This window comes from Bacillus sp. S3 (genome assembly GCF_005154805.1).
In the GTDB taxonomy this organism is placed as follows: domain Bacteria; phylum Bacillota; class Bacilli; order Bacillales; family Cytobacillaceae; genus Neobacillus.
Window position 1 is genome coordinate 4,645,436 of record NZ_CP039727.1, and the last position, 18,201, is coordinate 4,663,636.

Annotated in this window: 19 protein-coding genes; 3 read left to right on the forward strand and 16 right to left on the reverse strand. The window is 41.6% G+C overall.

Annotation, left to right across the window (positions count from 1 at the left end; genetic code table 11):
- Window positions 1–74: 74 nt before the first annotated feature.
- Window positions 75–746 (forward strand): DUF421 domain-containing protein, encoded by a 672-nt coding sequence (locus FAY30_RS22310; protein ID WP_149871932.1) that lies wholly within the window; start codon window positions 75–77, stop codon window positions 744–746.
- A 90-nt stretch (window positions 747–836) separates the two neighbouring features.
- Here FAY30_RS22310 and FAY30_RS22315 read toward each other — a convergent pair whose 3' ends face one another.
- The 14 genes from FAY30_RS22315 to FAY30_RS22380 all read right to left on the reverse strand — a co-directional run bounded on the left by FAY30_RS22315 (window position 837) and on the right by FAY30_RS22380 (window position 14,562).
- The gene (locus FAY30_RS22315) at window positions 837–1,487 is read right to left on the reverse strand and encodes an amino acid ABC transporter permease (RefSeq protein WP_149871933.1); all 651 of its coding nucleotides are present in this window, start codon (window positions 1,485–1,487) and stop codon (window positions 837–839) included.
- 11 nt (window positions 1,488–1,498) lie between these two features.
- Window positions 1,499–2,152 carry an amino acid ABC transporter permease gene (locus tag FAY30_RS22320; protein WP_149871934.1) on the reverse strand — a complete coding sequence of 218 codons (654 nt, stop codon included), beginning with the start codon at window positions 2,150–2,152 and terminating at the stop codon, window positions 1,499–1,501.
- A 72-nt stretch (window positions 2,153–2,224) separates the two neighbouring features.
- Window positions 2,225–3,043, reverse strand: coding sequence for a transporter substrate-binding domain-containing protein (locus FAY30_RS22325; RefSeq protein ID WP_149871935.1), 819 nt, complete (start codon window positions 3,041–3,043; stop codon window positions 2,225–2,227).
- Between the two features lie 17 nt (window positions 3,044–3,060).
- Entirely contained in the window at window positions 3,061–3,789 is a 729-nt protein-coding gene (locus FAY30_RS22330; RefSeq protein ID WP_149871936.1) for an amino acid ABC transporter ATP-binding protein, read from the reverse strand.
- A 342-nt stretch (window positions 3,790–4,131) separates the two neighbouring features.
- Window positions 4,132–5,085 (reverse strand): aldolase catalytic domain-containing protein, encoded by a 954-nt coding sequence (locus FAY30_RS22335; RefSeq protein WP_149871937.1) that lies wholly within the window; start codon window positions 5,083–5,085, stop codon window positions 4,132–4,134.
- Window positions 5,086–5,240: 155 nt separating this feature from the next.
- Window positions 5,241–6,092 carry an MBL fold metallo-hydrolase gene (locus FAY30_RS22340; RefSeq protein WP_149871938.1) on the reverse strand — a complete coding sequence of 284 codons (852 nt, stop codon included), beginning with the start codon at window positions 6,090–6,092 and terminating at the stop codon, window positions 5,241–5,243.
- Between the two features lie 225 nt (window positions 6,093–6,317).
- Window positions 6,318–6,995 carry a class II aldolase/adducin family protein gene (locus FAY30_RS22345; protein WP_149871939.1) on the reverse strand — a complete coding sequence of 226 codons (678 nt, stop codon included), beginning with the start codon at window positions 6,993–6,995 and terminating at the stop codon, window positions 6,318–6,320.
- Window positions 6,996–7,126: 131 nt separating this feature from the next.
- Window positions 7,127–8,401 carry a TRAP transporter large permease gene (locus FAY30_RS22350; protein WP_149871940.1) on the reverse strand — a complete coding sequence of 425 codons (1,275 nt, stop codon included), beginning with the start codon at window positions 8,399–8,401 and terminating at the stop codon, window positions 7,127–7,129.
- Window positions 8,401–8,886, reverse strand: a complete 486-nt coding sequence (locus FAY30_RS22355; RefSeq protein ID WP_149871941.1) for a TRAP transporter small permease — start codon at window positions 8,884–8,886, stop codon at window positions 8,401–8,403. Before FAY30_RS22355 ends, FAY30_RS22350 begins: the two co-directional genes overlap by 1 nt.
- 85 nt (window positions 8,887–8,971) lie before the next feature.
- The gene (locus FAY30_RS22360) at window positions 8,972–9,991 is read right to left on the reverse strand and encodes a TRAP transporter substrate-binding protein (RefSeq protein ID WP_223820819.1); all 1,020 of its coding nucleotides are present in this window, start codon (window positions 9,989–9,991) and stop codon (window positions 8,972–8,974) included.
- A gap of 135 nt (window positions 9,992–10,126) precedes the next feature.
- Window positions 10,127–11,149: a zinc-dependent alcohol dehydrogenase gene (locus FAY30_RS22365; RefSeq protein WP_149871942.1), complete on the reverse strand. Its 1,023-nt coding sequence runs from the start codon at window positions 11,147–11,149 to the stop codon at window positions 10,127–10,129.
- A 58-nt stretch (window positions 11,150–11,207) separates the two neighbouring features.
- On the reverse strand, window positions 11,208–11,858 hold the full coding sequence (locus FAY30_RS22370; protein WP_149871943.1) for a GntR family transcriptional regulator: 651 nt from the start codon (window positions 11,856–11,858) through the stop codon (window positions 11,208–11,210).
- Between the two features lie 33 nt (window positions 11,859–11,891).
- Window positions 11,892–13,274, reverse strand: a complete 1,383-nt coding sequence (locus FAY30_RS22375) for a four-carbon acid sugar kinase family protein (protein WP_149871944.1) — start codon at window positions 13,272–13,274, stop codon at window positions 11,892–11,894.
- Between the two features lie 19 nt (window positions 13,275–13,293).
- Window positions 13,294–14,562: a ribulose-bisphosphate carboxylase large subunit family protein gene (locus FAY30_RS22380; RefSeq protein ID WP_149871945.1), complete on the reverse strand. Its 1,269-nt coding sequence runs from the start codon at window positions 14,560–14,562 to the stop codon at window positions 13,294–13,296.
- 287 nt (window positions 14,563–14,849) lie between these two features.
- Here FAY30_RS22380 and FAY30_RS22385 point away from each other — a divergent pair, with 287 nt between their 5' ends.
- Both FAY30_RS22385 and FAY30_RS22390 read left to right on the forward strand, forming a co-directional pair.
- Complete coding sequence (locus FAY30_RS22385; RefSeq protein ID WP_149871946.1) at window positions 14,850–15,068, forward strand: DUF1659 domain-containing protein; 219 nt, start codon at window positions 14,850–14,852, stop codon at window positions 15,066–15,068.
- 61 nt (window positions 15,069–15,129) lie between these two features.
- Complete coding sequence (locus FAY30_RS22390) at window positions 15,130–15,348, forward strand: DUF2922 domain-containing protein (protein ID WP_149871947.1); 219 nt, start codon at window positions 15,130–15,132, stop codon at window positions 15,346–15,348.
- A gap of 52 nt (window positions 15,349–15,400) precedes the next feature.
- Here the strand turns inward: FAY30_RS22390 and FAY30_RS22395 are convergent, their stop codons facing one another.
- Window positions 15,401–16,267, reverse strand: coding sequence for an aldose epimerase family protein (locus FAY30_RS22395; protein WP_149871948.1), 867 nt, complete (start codon window positions 16,265–16,267; stop codon window positions 15,401–15,403).
- A gap of 105 nt (window positions 16,268–16,372) precedes the next feature.
- Window positions 16,373–18,193 carry an ABC transporter ATP-binding protein gene (locus FAY30_RS22400; RefSeq protein WP_149871949.1) on the reverse strand — a complete coding sequence of 607 codons (1,821 nt, stop codon included), beginning with the start codon at window positions 18,191–18,193 and terminating at the stop codon, window positions 16,373–16,375.
- Window positions 18,194–18,201 lie beyond the last annotated feature (8 nt).

Sequence of the window (18,201 nt, forward strand, 5' to 3'; positions counted from 1 at the left end):
ACAATCTATTGAGGACGTAGTTCGTAAAGGATGTGTCCTTCTTGCATTTTTTCCATGGCCAGGAATCTTTATCAATGTTTGAGTGGGTATTAAGAGCAGGTGTCATTTTTATCTTTGTCGTCTTTGCTGTAAAAGTTATGGGTTCTCGTGCCATTTCACAGTTACGATTACTTGATTTTGTGATTGCCTTAATGCTGGGAAACATTATTGCCCACCCCTTATCAGACCAGAGAATTGGATTAAAGGGCTCCGTCATATCAACCATTGTCATCGTTATGCTCTATTTGCTGGGTATTTTTTTGAGTTTAAAATGGCCGGGACTAAGAAGAATCATTAATGCTAAGCCCTACCCACTTATTAAGGATGGAGAAATCCTGTATAAAGGATTAAGACGGGCACGAATTTCAATCGATGATCTATTAGCGGAATTGCGGAAAGAAAAAATTGAGGATGCTAAAAAAGTAAGCTTAGCCATATGGGAATCCAGCGGTGAGATTTCCTTGTTCTTAGACCCCAAATATGAAGCTGTTACCCCTTCATTCTACCAGCTTCAAGCAGAACCTTTTGATCTTCCCCAGACAATCATACGAGAAGGAAGAATTGACTTTACCGTTTTGAAGATAATCGGTAAAGAGGAAGAGTGGTTAACAAACAAGCTAACGTCTACTTATCATACGGAAGTACATAATATCCTTCTTGCCACTATTGATAGCAAACATAATCTGAAGGTCTTTTTATATGTGTAACTTAGTTGAAGGCACAAGATCCATAAAAAGAGGTCCGATCCGCTGCTAAAGGCAGTGGATCGGACCTCTTTTTATCACAATGAAAATAAGTTATGCTTGCCTGCTTTCCAGCCTGCGTGCAATTAATGACAAACAGTAGTTTACAATAAAGTACATAAAGGCCACTACAATAAAGATTGGAATAATGTAATTAATGTTTTGCGCATAAATGATTTGGGCGTTGTGCATGAATTCCGGTAGAGCAATAACCACGCACAGTGACGTATCCTTTAATAAAGAGATAAATTGGCTGACAATCGGCGGAACCATTCGCCTTAGGGCTTGTGGCATGACAATAGACATTAACGTTTGGATATACGTTAACCCTGATGAACGAGCTGCTTCGATTTGTCCTTTATCGATTGAATTCAAACCGCTTCTCACAATCTCAGCTAACATGGCTGATTCAAACACAGTCAATGCTAAGATTGCCGCAACCGTTGGGGTTAACTTTATTCCCACTTCCGGCAGCCCAAAAAAAGTAAAGAAAATAATCAGCAACAGCGGCATATTCCGAATCGTTTCAACGATCACTGCGACGACCTTCGATAGGAACGGAATTTTTGCATATCGTAATGTCCCAAGCACAATTCCAATAATAAAGCTAAGGACAATTGAAACAAAGGCAATGTAAAGCGTCACCTTAAAACCAGCGGCGAGGAATTTTATATGATCGACTGAGAGAGCTCCTGCAATATCCATCATTCCCCTCCTTAATGACTTCTAGCCAAGCGTTTTTCCAGATAACCAACGCCCAGACTTAATGGTATTGTTAGCACAAGGTAAAACATCGCAACAAAAATATAGACATCAAATGTAACGAATGTATGGGAGGATACCAAATCACCGAAGTACATTAAATCTAAACCGGCGATCATTCCCAAAATGGCGGAGTTTTTTACAAGATTTATAAACTGATTGCCAATGGGAGGAATGACGATTTTGATCGCTTGTGGCAAAATAATCGTCCACATCGCCTGCAAATAAGTGAGTCCTGATGATCTTGCTGCCTCCATTTGCCCTTTCGGTACGGCCTGTATTCCAGCGCGGATTGCTTCGGCAATGAATGATGCCGTATAAATAGCTAGAGCAATCGTACCTGCGACAAATCCGGTTAACGTTACTCCAATTGCCGGAAGACCAATATAAAAGAAGAATGCTATGATTAAAAGAGGAATATTCCTGATAAATTCAACATAAGCGCTGCCAATCCAATTTAACGGTTTAATGGGTGCGATTCTCATAACAGCTACAATCACCCCAATAATAAAGCTCCCGATCAGGGCAAGTATACTTGCCAGCACTGTATTCTTAAATCCTTCTAAATATGTATCCAAGTTATCAATCAGTATCGTAAAATCGAGCATATAGATCTCCCCCCCTCTTCATAAAAGTGGTCAGGATGAGCAAAAGTATGCCCATCCTGATTTCAACGGATGTTAGTTGGTTTTGATCCATTTTTTGTGAATTTCATCATACTTTCCGCTATCTTTCATCTTCTGAAGAGCGCTATTAATCGCGTCAACTAGTTCTTTATTTCCTTTTTTAACGGCAATTCCATATGGCTCTTCCGTAAACGTACCACCGACCAACTCATAGCTTGAATCTTGGTCAGCCATACCGTAAAGAATCGAGTCATCTGTTGTTAAGGCATCGCCCTGACCGGATTTCAATGCTGTGAAGGCTTCCGTATAGTTTTCAAATTCTAATACAGTAGTATCTGGTGCTTTTTCGCGAATATTGATGGCGGATGTTGAGCCTTTAACCGCAAGAACCTTCGTACCTTTTTTCAAATCTTCAAGTCCTTTGATTGGGCTTCCCTTTTTAACAAGCAGGGATTGTCCGGCATCAAAGTAGACATCTGAGAAATCAACCTCTTTTTTACGTTCCTCTGAAATCGTCATGGTTGCGACGATTGCATCAATATCACCATTGTTTAACATTGGAATACGAGTTTTGGAGGTAACCTCTTTGAACTCTACCTTTTTCTCGTCACCAAGAATGTCTTTTGCTAACTCTTTTGAAATATCAATATCAAAACCTTCAACTTCACCGGTAGATGGATTCTTAAGTCCAAATAATCGTGTATCGTATTTTACCCCGATCACAATTTTATCTTTCTCTTTAATTTGCTCTAAAGCATTTTTGGCAGCTGATCCTGCTGTTTCTTTTTCACCGCTTTTACCGCAAGCTGAAAGCAGCATGGAAGCTGATAATAGAAGAACGCCAGCAATTTTACTTGTTTTACTCTTAAACATAGTAATCCCCCTAAAGTTTAATGGTTTAATATACGGCTGAGAAATAGACGCGCTCTTTCTTCTTTTGGATTGACGTAAAAATCAGCCGGTTTTCCCTGCTCAAGAATTTGCCCGTGGTCCATGAATATGATGCGATCTGCAACCTCTTTCGCAAATCCCATTTCATGGGTAACGACGACCATCGTCATCCCTTCTTTTGCTAGCGTTTTCATAACGTCCAGCACTTCCCCAATCATTTCCGGATCCAGGGCAGAAGTAGGCTCGTCAAACAGCATTATCTCTGGTTTCATAGCAAGTCCTCTTGCAATCGCCACCCTTTGCTGCTGGCCCCCTGATAATTGAGATGGATAAGCGTTTGCCTTATCGGGTATCCCTACTTTTTCAAGATAATACCTTGCCACTTTCTCCGCTTCCTCTTTCGATTGTTTTAATACCATCGAAGGTGCGGTCGTAATATTTTCAAGTACGGTCTTATGTGGATATAAATAAAAATGCTGAAATACCATCCCGATATTTCGCCTTAACTGGTTGATATTTGTTTTTTTGTCATTCACTTTCACACCGTTTACGGTTAATTCTCCGTCAGTAATTGTTTCCAGCCGATTAATGCAGCGAAGCATCGTACTTTTCCCCGATCCAGAAGGACCAATGACAACAACAACTTCCCCTTTATTAATTTCTAGATTAATATTTTTAAGAACATGAAAGTTCCCATAATACTTGTTTACAGAATCAAACCGAATCATCCCCATCCTCCTCTCTGTTGTTTTTTTAAAGTATGTAACCTGTCAGATTTAGTCAACTTTCGACTCTTTCGAATATACAAACAATTAATTGTATAATAAAATACTACAATTCATTTCTAATTTAGTAAACTATTATTCGGAAATTTGTGAATATTAGGAAGAAAGGACTGGAGAGAAAGGACTAGAGGGACGGCTCTCATGGCTTTTACTGTAAATAGATTAACCCCAAGAAAAGTCCCCTTGGTTTTCGCTCACACAAATAGGGAGCCCCATCAGGAGCTCCCATTAAAAATCAATCCTATCAGTTCTGCAAATAATAATGCCCTGTGAAACTTCTTCCACTTACACCGGAGCCAATGTGGATTCTGGTGTTGTCATTTTGTCGTAAAAGTCGACGAATTTATTGCGGTCGGCGCTATCACGGTAGGCCATGGCGACTCGCGGGTGTTCATTTAGGGCCCCGGAAATCATGTAAGGAATAATATAGCCCCACTCCCACTTTTGGCGCATTTCGAGCATGTGGTTTTCAATGACGCCAAGAACCGGTTTCACTTCATAAGAAGTTTTTCGAATATAGCTGACAAGCAGCTCGGTATTACAGTTCCCGGCCGCACGGCCCATGCCATAAACGGACGAATCAAGGAAAGTAACACCATTTCTCATCGCCGTTAACGTATTGGCGAAAGCTAATTGCATATTGTTATGCGTATGGATCCCAAGCTGTTTATTTGGGAGCATCGCTTTAAACTTTTTCACTTGATGCTCAATATCCATCGGATCTAAGCTTCCAAAGGAGTCAACGATATAGACCACATCGACAGGACTTTGCTTCACCATTTCAAACGCTTCAATCAACTGATTTTCAGGGACACTTGATAATGCCATAATGTTAAGCGAAGTCTCGTAACCCAAATCATGAAACATTTGAACTAGCTCCAAGCCCTTATCTACTTCACGGATGTAGCAGGCTATTCGAATCATATCTAATACACTTTGCTCGCGAGGCAAAATATCATTCGGGTCCACACGGCCAATATCTACAAGAGCAGATAGCTTCGTGGATTTTTTCTCCGGGATAATTTCTTTCAGGAAGTCATCATCCAGAAATCTCCATGGATTCGGCTCAGTCGCATTAAGAAGTTTAGCCGAGTTTTTATAGCCAATTTCCATGTATTCAACACCTGCTGCACTTAGGCCATGGTACAAGTCCTGAACAAATTCGACGCTAAAATTCCAATTGTTAACTAGCCCTCCATCACGAATGGTACAGTCAATAATTTTGGTATGTTGCTCCATGATTGAAATCTCCCCCTGTGTGTGTATCCCGTTTTTTACAATTATTATATAACTGTTATGCTTTTAAGCGCTAAAATATTAAAATCTATACTAACATTCCTGAAAGCTAATGTCTACTGAAAAGAGAGAAAATTATGAAGAATAAACATGTCCCATTACCCCTCATATCCATTAACAAAAAACTGAATCGTCTCGGCCTCAAATTCATCTAATTCTCTTTGCAGGTCCTTCGACATTTCTGCTGTAATTGCTACCAAATTCCCTTTATATTGTTCTGTTAGGTTTGCTGCACACTTCAGCGTGTTTAGCATGGTTTGAAACTCCTTTTTCATCAATGGTGCTTCATGATGGGAGAGGAAAAAGGTTTCAGCCTCATAGGTTTCGATTTGTGCAATTAATCGCTGCGTTTTCTCAATTGTATAGCTCCATTTATTCGAATAAAGATTGGCATACAGACAATCCCCTAGAAACAGCACTTTTTCTTCAGGTATATAAATAACGCAAGAATCCGCCGAATGATCCCCGCCCACATGCTCGATGATGGCGGTTAGGCCGCCAAGATTGAATGTCATCCGGTGGTCGAATGTGATTGCTGGTTTAGTGAGAATGATCTCACGCTGGTTTCCGAGCTCCTTTTTGATGGCATCGGCACAAAACGGAATTTCGATTCCCTCTTTGACCCGTTGATCAAGGAATTCATCTTCCCAGGAAAGCTGCTGCATTTCGATAATTCTCTCTTGCGTTTTTTCACAAGCGAGGATCGGCATCGGCATGTCGTTCATCCCAAAAATATGGTCCCAGTGCCAATGCGTGAGGACAAGAAAATCCCCTCTAATTTCGAGTTCCTCTAATTGTTCCAAAAATAGCTGTGCATGGCTGGAGGAGTTCCCGGCATCAATCAATAAAGTGCGTTCCTCCCCCACCACTGCAGCTAAAATAGGCCTGTCGGTTTCTTGATACGGTGGTAAATACACCATGCGGTTCGAAATCCTTTGAAGTTTCTGCATGACTAGTCTCCTTGATGAAATTTTGGAATGATAATTAAATGTTCGTTCTTCTATAGTAAGCGTTAAATAATAGTCTGAACCACATCATATCAAATTCATGCGAGAAGGGGAAAGGTGAGTTTTAATAATACAGAGGATCTTATAATAATGAGAAACAAAAAGATAAAAGCAAGGGAACGACCCCTTGCTTCTTATCCTCTCGACAAAATCCGCCGTGCTTAGCACCTACCAATCCCTTCGCGGCATGTATCCGGCATTCTCTAGGAAGTCTTTTTCGACTTCAAGTGACAATCCGTTCATCTCCACATTAGCTGATCTTGAAGTTATTAACATTTTGCAGGCCATTTCCAATGTTTGCAGTGCCATTCTTGCTTCCTTTATGTTAACGTCGTAAACCAAGACACCGTGATTTTCTAGTAATAGAATATTGGCTGCTTTTGCCTTTTCAGCAACGGCTTCCCCTAGTGTGAGTGTCCCCGGGTGGTGATAGCCTACCCGTTCTACTCGTTCTAAATAATACATGGTTTCCACAAACCAATTGGATGGAATCTCGATAGAAGAGCACGCGACAAGTGTCGTATAAAAAGGAGAAGCATGGAGCACAGCCCCGATTTCATGACGATTTTCGTAGATTGCACGGTGCATAGGCGTTTCCTTAGAAGGCTTTTTACTGCTGTCCAACTGCTTTTGTACATCCCAAGCAACCGCTTCCCCGGAAAGTGAACAAACTACTAAATCCGAATCCTCCAACTCGCCGAGATATGTCCCGCTTGCGGTAATTACATACTCATCATTATTGGTTCGTGCACTTATATTTCCGGCAGTTCCCCACGCTAATCCGTATTCCATCATATATTTTCCAGTCTTTCTGAGTTCTTTTCTAATTAACTCAGCCTTTTGCATAGTGATACACTCCTTTGATACGGTATTTTTTAAAAAAGTTCCACACGATGAAATGTGGAACCTCAATGAAGTAGTTTACTAGAAACGAAAGGTATCACAATTTTCACAATACCCGACTCATATTGAAAAACTTATTTAAACAAATGGACTAGGCCGAGTGATAATTGTGGAATAAAAGTTAACAAAAGTAATGTTACAAGGAGCACACCGTAATATGGAAGCATTCCTTTTGAAATCTGATCCAGCCTGATTTTGGCAATCTGTGATGAGATAAATAGGTTAACACCAAGTGGTGGTGTACACATTCCTAACGCTAAGTTTACAATCATAATAATACCAAAATGAACCGGGTCGATTCCAAGTTGTGTAGCAACCGGCAATAATAACGGTGCCAAAATAATAATAGAAGCATTTGTTTCCATAAACATACCTACAATAAGCAGGAAAACATTCACTAATAATAAGAAGATAATCGGATTATCAGAAATATTAATAAAGAACTCAGCTACTGCTTGCGGTACATTGGCACGAGTGATGATCCACCCGAACAAACCGGCACTAGCGATGATGAACATGATGGTTGCCGTTGTCACAGTTGATTGGGTGAAGATTTGAATAAATTGTTTAATTTTTATTTCTTTATAGATAAGAACACCTACGATAAACGCATAGCCTACAGCAACCCCGGCAGCTTCCGTCGGGGTAAAAATCCCGCCGTAAATACCACCCAGAATAATGACAGGCATTAATAACGCAAGGATTGACTCCTTGATAGCAATCATTTTTTCATTGAATGATCGTTTAGGTTCACGTTTATACCCTTGTTTCTTTGCAATTACCCAAACCGTCATAATAAGAGCAAGGCCAATAAGAATTCCAGGTACAAATCCTGCCATGAATAGATCTCCGATTGAGACCGAAGCGGTTACCCCATATAAAATCATCGGAATACTTGGTGGAATAATAATACCTAATTCACCCGCAACCGCCTGTGTGGCGCCGGCAAATTTAGCATCATAACCACGTTTAATCATTCCCGGAATAAGCATACTCCCCAGTGCTGCCGTAGTTGCCGCACTTGAACCGGAAATGGCTGAAAAGAACATAGCCGTTACAATCGTAACAATTGCGAGCCCCCCAGGCAGATGACCCGTGAAAGCATTAGCTAAGTTGATTAAGCGTTTGGATATTCCCCCATATTCCATTAAGGTTCCGGCAAGAATAAAGAACGGAATGGCCATAAGCGGAAAAGAGTCAATAGAAGTAAAAGAACGTTGAACCAGTACGATAAGGGGCGTACTCCCCTCCCACCATAGGGCAATGGCTGAAGCTAGTCCGATTGAAACGGCAATTGGGACACTTAAAGCGAAAAAGACAAGCATACAAATCATTAACACAATAGCCATTATTTTTCGCCCTCCTTTTTGTAAGCTAATTCCAGAATAAAAGCAATTGAATTAAGCGCTAACAATAGTGAACCAATTGGGATTGCGGCATATGGAACAGCCATAGAAATTCCTAAACTTGCAGAGGTTTGAGGCATAACGCGCTCGATCATTGTAAGCCCTTGGAAAAATAAGATGGCGAAAAATACGATAGATAGAATCATGACAATCATTAATAAGATTTTTCTCTTCTGATAACTTAGTGACTCAGGAAGTAACTCAATAGAAATTAACTTATTATGTCTCATTGCTAAACTAGCACCCGCAAAAACTATATACACCATTAAATAACGGGATAATTCCTCAGACCATGTCAATGGAAAATGAATAAAGAAGCGGCTTATGACTTGTGCGATAATCAATATGGACATAATACCCAGCATCAAAGCGAGAATATATCCAACTGCTTTATTCAAGGTGTCAACCATTTTTACAACTTGTTGCATTATAACTCCCCTTTGCACCAAATAGGTTTGGAATTTTTAAGGGTACCAGGACTATGTATGACCTTGGTACCCACTAGTCTAACAATTACTTCGTATTCACAATGCTCTCATAAAGCTTCTTATCAGCTTCTGATTTGTTGGCAAAATCTTTATGCACGGACTTTGCTTTTTCCATGAATGGCTTTGTATCTACATCCACAACTTCCATACCTGCATCTTGAACCTTTTTAAGCAGTTCTTTTTCTTGTTCGTAAACAATTTTATTTTCGTATTCAGTCGCTTCTTTTGCTGCCTCTTCAACTGCCTTTTGCTGTTTCTTTGAAAGCTTGCTGTACGCACTGTCGCTCATTGTCAACATAACATAACCATATACGTGATTTGTATTAATCAAATACTTTTGAACTTCATTTAATTTCGAACTTTCAATTAAAGCAAGCGGATTTTCCTGCGCATCAATAACCCCTGTTTGAAGGGAAGAATAAACCTCACTAAAGGCCATCGGAGTAGGTGTCGCTCCCATTGCTTTCCATGCTTCAATGGAAGCAGGTATTTCAGGAACACGAATTTTGATGCCATCTAATTCAGATGGTTTGGTTACTTTTTTATTAGCAGTCAATTGACGCGGCGTACGTTCCCAGAATTGAAGGCCGCGAATTTGCGCATTTGCAAGCAAGTCTTCTTTCAATTGCTCGCCCACTTCACCGTATAACACCTTTTCCATATGCTCACGGTCACGGAACAGATACGGTAATTCTAATATGGAATATGGCTCGTAAAAATTGGAAAGGACGCCGGCAACTAGCGCAAAGTCTACTGTTCCGAGCTGCATTCCTTCTATTAAATCACGGTCATTCCCTAAAGTTGAGCTTGCATAGACATCCACTTTAACGGTTCCATCAGACTTCTCATTTACAAGTTCCGCAAACTTTTTCGCTCCAAGATTCCACGGATCATCTTCCCCTGCAATATGACCAAGTTTTAATGTGACAGCCTTGTCCGCCTTTCCGGAATCTGAACCTTTCGATGTTTCCTTTACCCCGCACCCCACAAGACCAAAGCTCAAGGTCAAAGCCATTGTCGCAAATCCTAACTTTTTCAACATCATTTTCCTGCCCCCTTATTTATCCATTACTTTTTTTAAAAATTTCTCCACTCACTTTAAACTTGCATAATACCCCTAGTTTGAAACTGCATTTATTGTAAAAATGGAAAAACGCACCTAGTTTGAATCGCTTTCATTTTAAAATTCAACAAGCACCTTTAATGAAGAATCTTCCTTTTTATCGACCATTTGAAATCCTCTTGCTGCTTCCTCATATGGAAGCTTGTGGGTAATAATGACGTCTTCCGCCACATGACCAGCATGAATCAGTTCAATTGCAGAAATGGTATCTTCCCTTGTATAGGTCATGCATCCAACAATTTCTTTCTCTTGCTGCTGCAAATTGACGATATCAAACGTTTGCGTTCCATGGAACATCGCAATCGTCACACAACGCCCGCCTCTGCCAAGGAGTGAGATGGCCTGGTCAATGATGCCTGGTACACCTGCCGCAACCAGCACCTTGTCAAACTCGCCGCCAACCACTTCCTTTGCTTCAGAGATCCAATCTTGCTTATTTAATGTGTTCAACGTATGGGTTGCACCCATTTTACTTGCACTTTTCAATGCATAATCCATAATGTCCGTAACGAGAACAGTTGTTGCTCCTGCTGCTTTTGCAGCTGCCAATGTGAGCAGTCCAATTGGACCAGCACCAAGGATCGCAACTTTATCACCAAGTTGAATATCTGCTTTTCGGACGGCATGTACCCCTACAGCGAGTGGTTCGACGAGAACCCCTTGATCAAAAGTCATGCTGTCCGGTAATTTGAAAACAGTCTGTTCCGGGGCAGCAAAATACTCCGCCATCGTTCCATACCAGCCATTTAGACCAGGAGCTCCGCGATGCTCACAATAATTCACATTCCCTGTTAAACATGCTTCACAACTGCCGCATCCAACCTGAGGTTCAACCGTTACCCGGTCACCCACTTGGAATTGCGTTACGCCTGCTCCGATCTTAACCACTTCTCCTGCAACCTCGTGCCCGATGATAACGGGCGGTTTTCGGAATAAATGAAGTCCCTTGTACGTATGAATATCAGACCCGCAGATTCCAGTTACTTTTACTTTAATTAAAACGTCTTTTTCTGCTACCTGAGGTAATTCCACGTCCTTTACAATTACCTCACAAGCACTTTCCACAAATACTGCTTTCACTGTTCTTCCTCCCTAGATCCCCAATTCCCATTTAAAAATTCAGACTGTGACAATGTGTTTAAAACATTAGCTTTTGCTTTGATTGCTGGAGATGGTTCTCAATTAATTCAATAGACTTCTGATCACCATTTTTCAAGTGTTTATAGATTTCCACATGCTCTTTCCAGAACTGCTGCATCCTTTGTGGGTCTTTCTTTAAATGAAGCAGGGTGATTCGGACTAAATGATCTTGATAATTCAACAACACCCGATAAATTTCTTGGTTTCCCAAGCATTCGCAGAGCAAAAGATGAAAGTCATGATCCGCACGAGTGAAACCTTTTATATCCAATTGGGTTGCCTTTTCCTCGGTAAGGGCAAGATTCTTCTCGATCTCCTTACACTGTTCAGCGGTTAATTTCCCCGTAATGTTCGTGCCAATATAGGTCTCAAGCGCAGTCCGGAGATTGTAAATATCAATAATGCGATTCAAGGACAGTTCATTAATGATAATACCTTGCTTGGAAGATATGGTGACAAAGCCTTCGGTTTCCAAGCGGACTAACGCATTCTTAATTGGCGTTTTGCTCATTTGGAGAATTTCAATTAATTCACGCTCCGATAGGAAACTCCCTTGTGGAAATTGTTCGTCTAATATATTTTCTTTAATCCGCTGGTAAGCCACATCTTTCAGAAGAGGGGCTGCATTTTTTTTCGTCATACTTTCCATCTACTTACCACCTTGACTAGTTAATACGATCGTTTAACCTAAGCTAACCTGCTTTGGCTCACTTGATGCTTTTCGTACATTTGTAAAATAATTTCTTCCGCCCAATTGACCGCCTTTAAGCGCCAATTCAATTCCGTCAAATCTGCTATCATCGGAATAGGCTTTGCAAAGCGGCGCCCCAGGAGAGATTGGAAGCAGCGTCTCTAAACCGTAAACCCCTATTTCTCGAGTAGCAAACCCGGACGTATCTCCGCCTGCGATTATGACACGTCGAATATCGCTAGCTTCTACAACTTCACGAATCCATTTTCCAAGCTGGCGGCCAATCAATTCACCGGATTGAAATTCAGGAATCCCCAGCTGCTGGAAAAGCTCACGTGTTTCCAAAATCGCTGGATCTTCCGGCCCCATTGCTGTATACAGAATCACGTTTTCCCCCTCCTTAATCAGCTTAATGACCTGATTTAACAGTTCCCGAGGGAGGGACTCCGTATTGACGATTTGCTCCGGTTTTATTTTTATCCCATAAAACCCATCTTCCAACGCCTCTTCGATTTGCTGCTGGGTTACCATTGAGGCACTTCCTGAAACAGCAAATACTTGATTTCTTGCGGGAACAGACTCGGATAATTTCGTCATTCTTGCCGAAACATCATCATTTTTCCAATGGGCTGTTAAGGCATAACCTAGGCCTGAAGAACCGACTACAAATGAACGACCGTCCTCCGCTGATTCCCAAATCAGTTGGCCACTTACACGAAGTCGTTCTTCATCAAGTACATCAAAAAGCAGCACTCCCGGTTCGCTCGACTTCTGTTTGTACCTTTCTCTTACAGCCTCAATACTGCCTTCCAATTCTAAAATGTTCATCAACCCAATGGATTCCGAGGTTTGTTTTGCGAGATGAAGGCGCAGATCCGCTTCAAGCATCGGTGTAATCGGATGCCTCGACATAACCGGGTGCCGGTCTAACCGATAAACGGTATCATGCATTCTCGCAAAGTGTTGGCCGAATATCGTATATCGTCCTAAAGGCGGCGCCCCTATTAAAAGGGGAATGACCTTTTGTTCGTCAAAATATTCTCTCGCTAATTCAATTGCTTTCCCGATACTTCCTACTTCCGGGGCAGAGTCAAACGTAGAACAAGTCTTATAATGGACAACTTTTACCTCCGTCTCAGCAAAGCTCTTGAACACCGGACGCAGCTCCTCTTCCATGTCAGCGGGACTTTTTGCCCTGCTTGTTCCTGCCACTCCAATGCAGCTAATTCCTTCAAACCGCTTTAGCATGTCTACATTAGGCGGCTCGAGGAAAAGAACCGTCCGATACCCATTTATAGCAAGTGCCTCCATTGCATCTGTCGATCCAGTGAAGTCATCCCCATAAAAAGCGAGTAACAGTTCATTTTCTTCCATCGTGTGTTTCCCTCCAAGGTTAAGTTGTCGAAAATTTCTCTATTGCCCTTGCTAATTCTGGATGCCGCTCTGCATACGCTTCTATCGAAATCCCTTGTACAGCTGCTTCCCATCCTTGCCTCATACTAAGAACCCCTGCTTCAATCCCATCTGGATGGGCCAGAATTCCTCCGCCTGCCAAATGGATGACATCAGTTGTAGGAACTGATTCATAAGTCGGGATCGCGCTTGCTGCCCATTGTGCCGAGGATAGAACCGGCATGATTGGATAACCGCCAAGAAAAGGTGTTAAGCTATCGCGAATCGCTTGTGCGACAGTCTCGTTATCCTCGGAGAATTTATTGTTTAAGCCATTGGTATGGAGGTGATCAACCCCTGCAAGCCGGCATAGCTTTTGAAAAACGGTAAAACTCATGCCCAATAGTGGGTCGCGGGACATTGCTCCCCATTGCGTGCGATGTCCATGAATCGGCAGCTGTGAGTATTGGCGCAAGTAAGCGGTGCCACTTAGGCCCACACTATTGGCACAGACCATCACACAAGTCCCGCCTGCATTTAGCACTAAATCATGATTTCTGCGGAGTTCATCAATATCACCGGTAATGTTGAAGGCATACATCAATTTTTTACCGGTTCGATCTGCCACCCGTTCAATTTCTTCCATAATAACCTTGACTCGCTGCTCAAGTGGTGCGAAGGCAGGGTTGGCACATAACTCATCATCTTTAATGAAATCAATGCCTGCTTCAGCAAGCTCCCTGACAAGCGGCCGGTAATCTTCGGTATGGAGACCGATGCTCGGCTTAATGATGGTTCCAATTAACGGTCTATTTTCCACACCGCTGAGTTTTCTCGTTCCCGTTATTCCAAATTGCGGCCCGGGATACTTTTCGGCAAAAGCATTTGGAAGCTCTAAATCTATTAATCTTAACCCAGAGAAAGCTCCAAGCTCGTATAAATTTCCGGCAACCGTCGACAGCAGGTTTGGTAATGATGGTCCGAAATTATCAAGCGGAAAAGAAAGCTCAACAATCGCTCTCCGGTACACTGCATTGGAAGGATTGACTCCCTTTGGAAGCTGTGCACCCGGTAAAGAGGGAGTATGGACAGTATCTAATTCTGTTATTCGAACTACCTGGGCTCCGTGTTTTTCTCTCAATTCCGGTGTTTCACCTGGTACTGATACAAAGGTTCCAGTTGATTGTTCTCCGGCCATTACTTCGGCTGCGTAATCAAGCGGAAAAGCGGTTTCTACTATGTACTTTGCATGAACTCTATTGGACTGCAAAAACCACACCCACCTTTCATGTCATACAATTAATGGTTTGTTCATATGTGCTGGATAAATCTAACATAAATCTATCATAGATCTATGTTAGATTCCTCGTTATTTATAATATTTTAAACCGCTTACATTGTCAATGGGATTTTTCTAAAAATTTTAAATATTCTTGTGATACTTTTCACAAGTCATGTACTGATTAATTTAATGAGGTACTCTCTATAAAAACCATTTCCACCCTGTCCATTTCTCCGCCATTTATCTATATAGAAGGTGAAAGGTGGTGAGGGACAATGGCACAAGCGTTATTAGAGGAAACGAAGCTTCGCCTGGTATTTGATACCGGGAATGACGAAGAGGGAAATCCGATCTATAAGGCGAAAACGTTTAGCAACGTCACAAAGGCTGCGACTGCCGACCAATTTATGCAGGCAGCAACGGCAATCTCTGTTTTATGCAAAGATCCGCTAAACAAAGTGGAGCGCAATGACAGCTCCGAAATCCTTATATAAAGGGATGGTTTAATCAAAGGTCTGCTAGCTTATAGGGCCAAATGAATGGAGGTGATTAGAAATGGCGAAGACGCTAGAATTGCAATTTGGAACGGAGTTTGGGAAGACTGCCCGAATTTCAGTCGATAATCCGAAGGAGCCGATTGATGAAGAAGTGGTAAAATATTCGATGGAGCAAATCATCGCATCGGACATCTTCACATCAAGCAGCGGCCGATTTGTGACACCAAAAGGTGCAAGAGTAATCGAGCGCAATGTGACAGACTATGAACTTGTTTAATCAGTGAGAGGCCGGCTTCCTTTTGAAGCCGGCCTCTTTTTATAAACAGATTTTACCTATCCATACAAATAACAAATTCGGTTTTAAGGCTGTCATTACTATTTATCATCACAAGTTCTTCTCCGCGATTGAATTCATCGTTCTTTGCCATCCACGGTTCTACGCAAATAAATTCCTTATCCTTTTCCGTCCATAACACAACATACTTAAAGGGAGAACTATAGCTTAAAGTGATCGGTTTCTTCAAACCTGGAGGGTGGAAGGTAATATTTGTTTGATTGGCATCTAATAACAGAACAGATTCTTTTAAGTTTGTTAAATCGACACGGCCAGTAAACTGTTTTTCCAACCCATCATTGTAATCATAGTATCGCGTTGCATCGGTTTCATAAGAAAGATGCTTTTCGCTTGTTTTAAAATATGGGTGAAACCCGGCATAAATTGGCATAGGCTGGTCCCCAAGATTTTTATATTCTTGATCGATTAGCAGCTTTCCGTCCTTTAGTGAATACGTGTAGACAACCTCAAATTCAAATGGGTAGGAACCTTTCGTTTGTTCGTTACTCGTTAATTGAATCGTAATCGCTGCTCGGTTGTGTGTATCAGTCGCTACTACTTCCCATGAAAGGTTACGGGCAAATCCGTGATTTTTCATCGAATAGGCTGTTCCTTCCCACACGTAAGTTCCATTGGACAATTGGCCACTAATTGGGAAAAGGATGGGGATGCCGCCTCTGACATTGGCCTCTGAATGATAAAATGTTTCTTCATTAAGGTAGAGCAGCTCTTCCCCTTCTACACCATAGGAAAAGATGATGCCTCCCCGTTCAGGCGCCACCTTAACCCATGAATGAGTATCAGTATCCTGCAGCACGTATATCTTATAGTCGGAATCCATTTCTACGTTGACTTGATACATGTTTTTCCATTCCTTTCTGCGAAAAAAATAAAGACTGGTTTTTAATGTTGAAAACCCCTTTTCAAACATTATACCCTATTCGACAGCCGTCCCCATTCTGGCCGATTAACCCACATCAAGCATTTTGTATTGTGCTTTTACTAGTTCATTATAAATTCCTTGCTTTGTCATTAATGTATCATGGTTTCCTTGTTCAAGGATATTTCCATGGTCAAGTACAATTATTTTGTCTGCTCCTCTGATTGTGGATAATCTGTGGGCAATCATGATGGCTGTTCTGCCTTTTAATAACGTTTTTAAAGCCTGTTGGATCTTAACCTCTGCTTCTGTATCAATGCTCGCAGTTGCTTCGTCTAGAATGAGAATTTTCGGGTCAGCCAACAGTGCTCTTGCGAAGGAAAGCAGCTGCCGTTCACCAACAGATAGGATATTCCCCCGCTCTTCCACCTCTGTCTGATAGCCATTTGATAGCCGGTTAATAAAATCATCCGCACCTACTGCTTTCGCGGCAGCCAGCACTTCCCCATCACTAGCTTGCGGATTGCCAAAGCGAATATTTTCCATAATCGTCCCCGAAAAAATGAACGTATCCTGCAGCACCACACTAATTTGTGAACGGAGACAGGCGATAGACAGTTCTTGAATCGGATGACCATCGATTTTGACCATACCTGCAGTCGCATCATAAAAGCGGCTGACCAAATTCGCAATCGTTGTCTTGCCTGATCCAGTATGTCCGACAAGCGCTGCCGTTTCCCCTGCTTTGATTGAAAAAGAAACCCCGTTTAATGCCTTCCGTGTTGCATTATAAGAAAACTCTACCTCCTCAAAGTCTATATCTCCTTTGATGGACGGGAGGACCAATGGTTTAGCGGCCTCTGCCACAATCGGCCTTTCATCTAAAAATTCAAAAATACGCTCAGAAGAGGCCATGCCAATGAGAAGCTGATTATACAACTGTCCAAGCCGGGAAATAGGCTCCCAAAACATCCCTAAATAAAAGGCAAAGGATACGAATTCTCCAATCGTACATTCACCGCCCGCTACAAGAAATGCCCCGTACCAGATTAGAATCGCCGTCCCCATAGCATTGGTCATCTCGACAAAGGGTCCAAACATCGCATTTTTTTGTACGGCCTGCTTCCACGTTTGAAAGTTTTCTTGATTGAGTCCCTTAAAAAATTGGATATTTTCCTTTTCCTGAGTGAATGCCTGTGTAACACGAATCCCCTGTATACTTTCATTCAAATGGGAATTCATTTTTGACTGGATATGCCGTACGGACTGCCACGATAGTCGAATTTTCTTTCGCAGGCTTGTAGAAATAAAAAACATGATCGGCAAAATAACCATGATCGCAATAGTGAGTTTGGCGTTCAAAGAAAACAAAATTAAAATGGTAGCAAATAAAAGCAGGAAATCAGTTAATAGATTAATAACTCCACTTGTGAACAACTCTTGCAGGGAGTTAATATCATTCATTATCCGCACCAGAATGGAACCGGCCGAACGCTGGTCAAAGAATCGATGGGATAATGACTGCACATGTGTAAACAAGTGCTTTCGTAAATCATAAATGACATTTTGCCCGAGCTCATTCATCCAGCGGATTCTTAGTAAATTGACTATATACGATAATACATATAGCCCTGAAATAATGAAAACAAGTTTCATTAATAACGTGGTGTCTTTTTCAATAATCGCTTTATCCAGTGTATAGACCCCAATCAAAATTGGAATGATTAAACGGATGGCCGTAGAAATAATCACCGTCAAAAACGAAAGGGGCAGTAAAGTTTTTGAATAGGGTTTTACATACTGTAACAAACGCCACATTTGTTTCCAGTTAAATGATTTATCAATCACTTCATCCTGAGAGTAGTGAAACCGATCTAATATCAGTTGTTTCTTTTGCTTTTCTTCCATGATTCCAC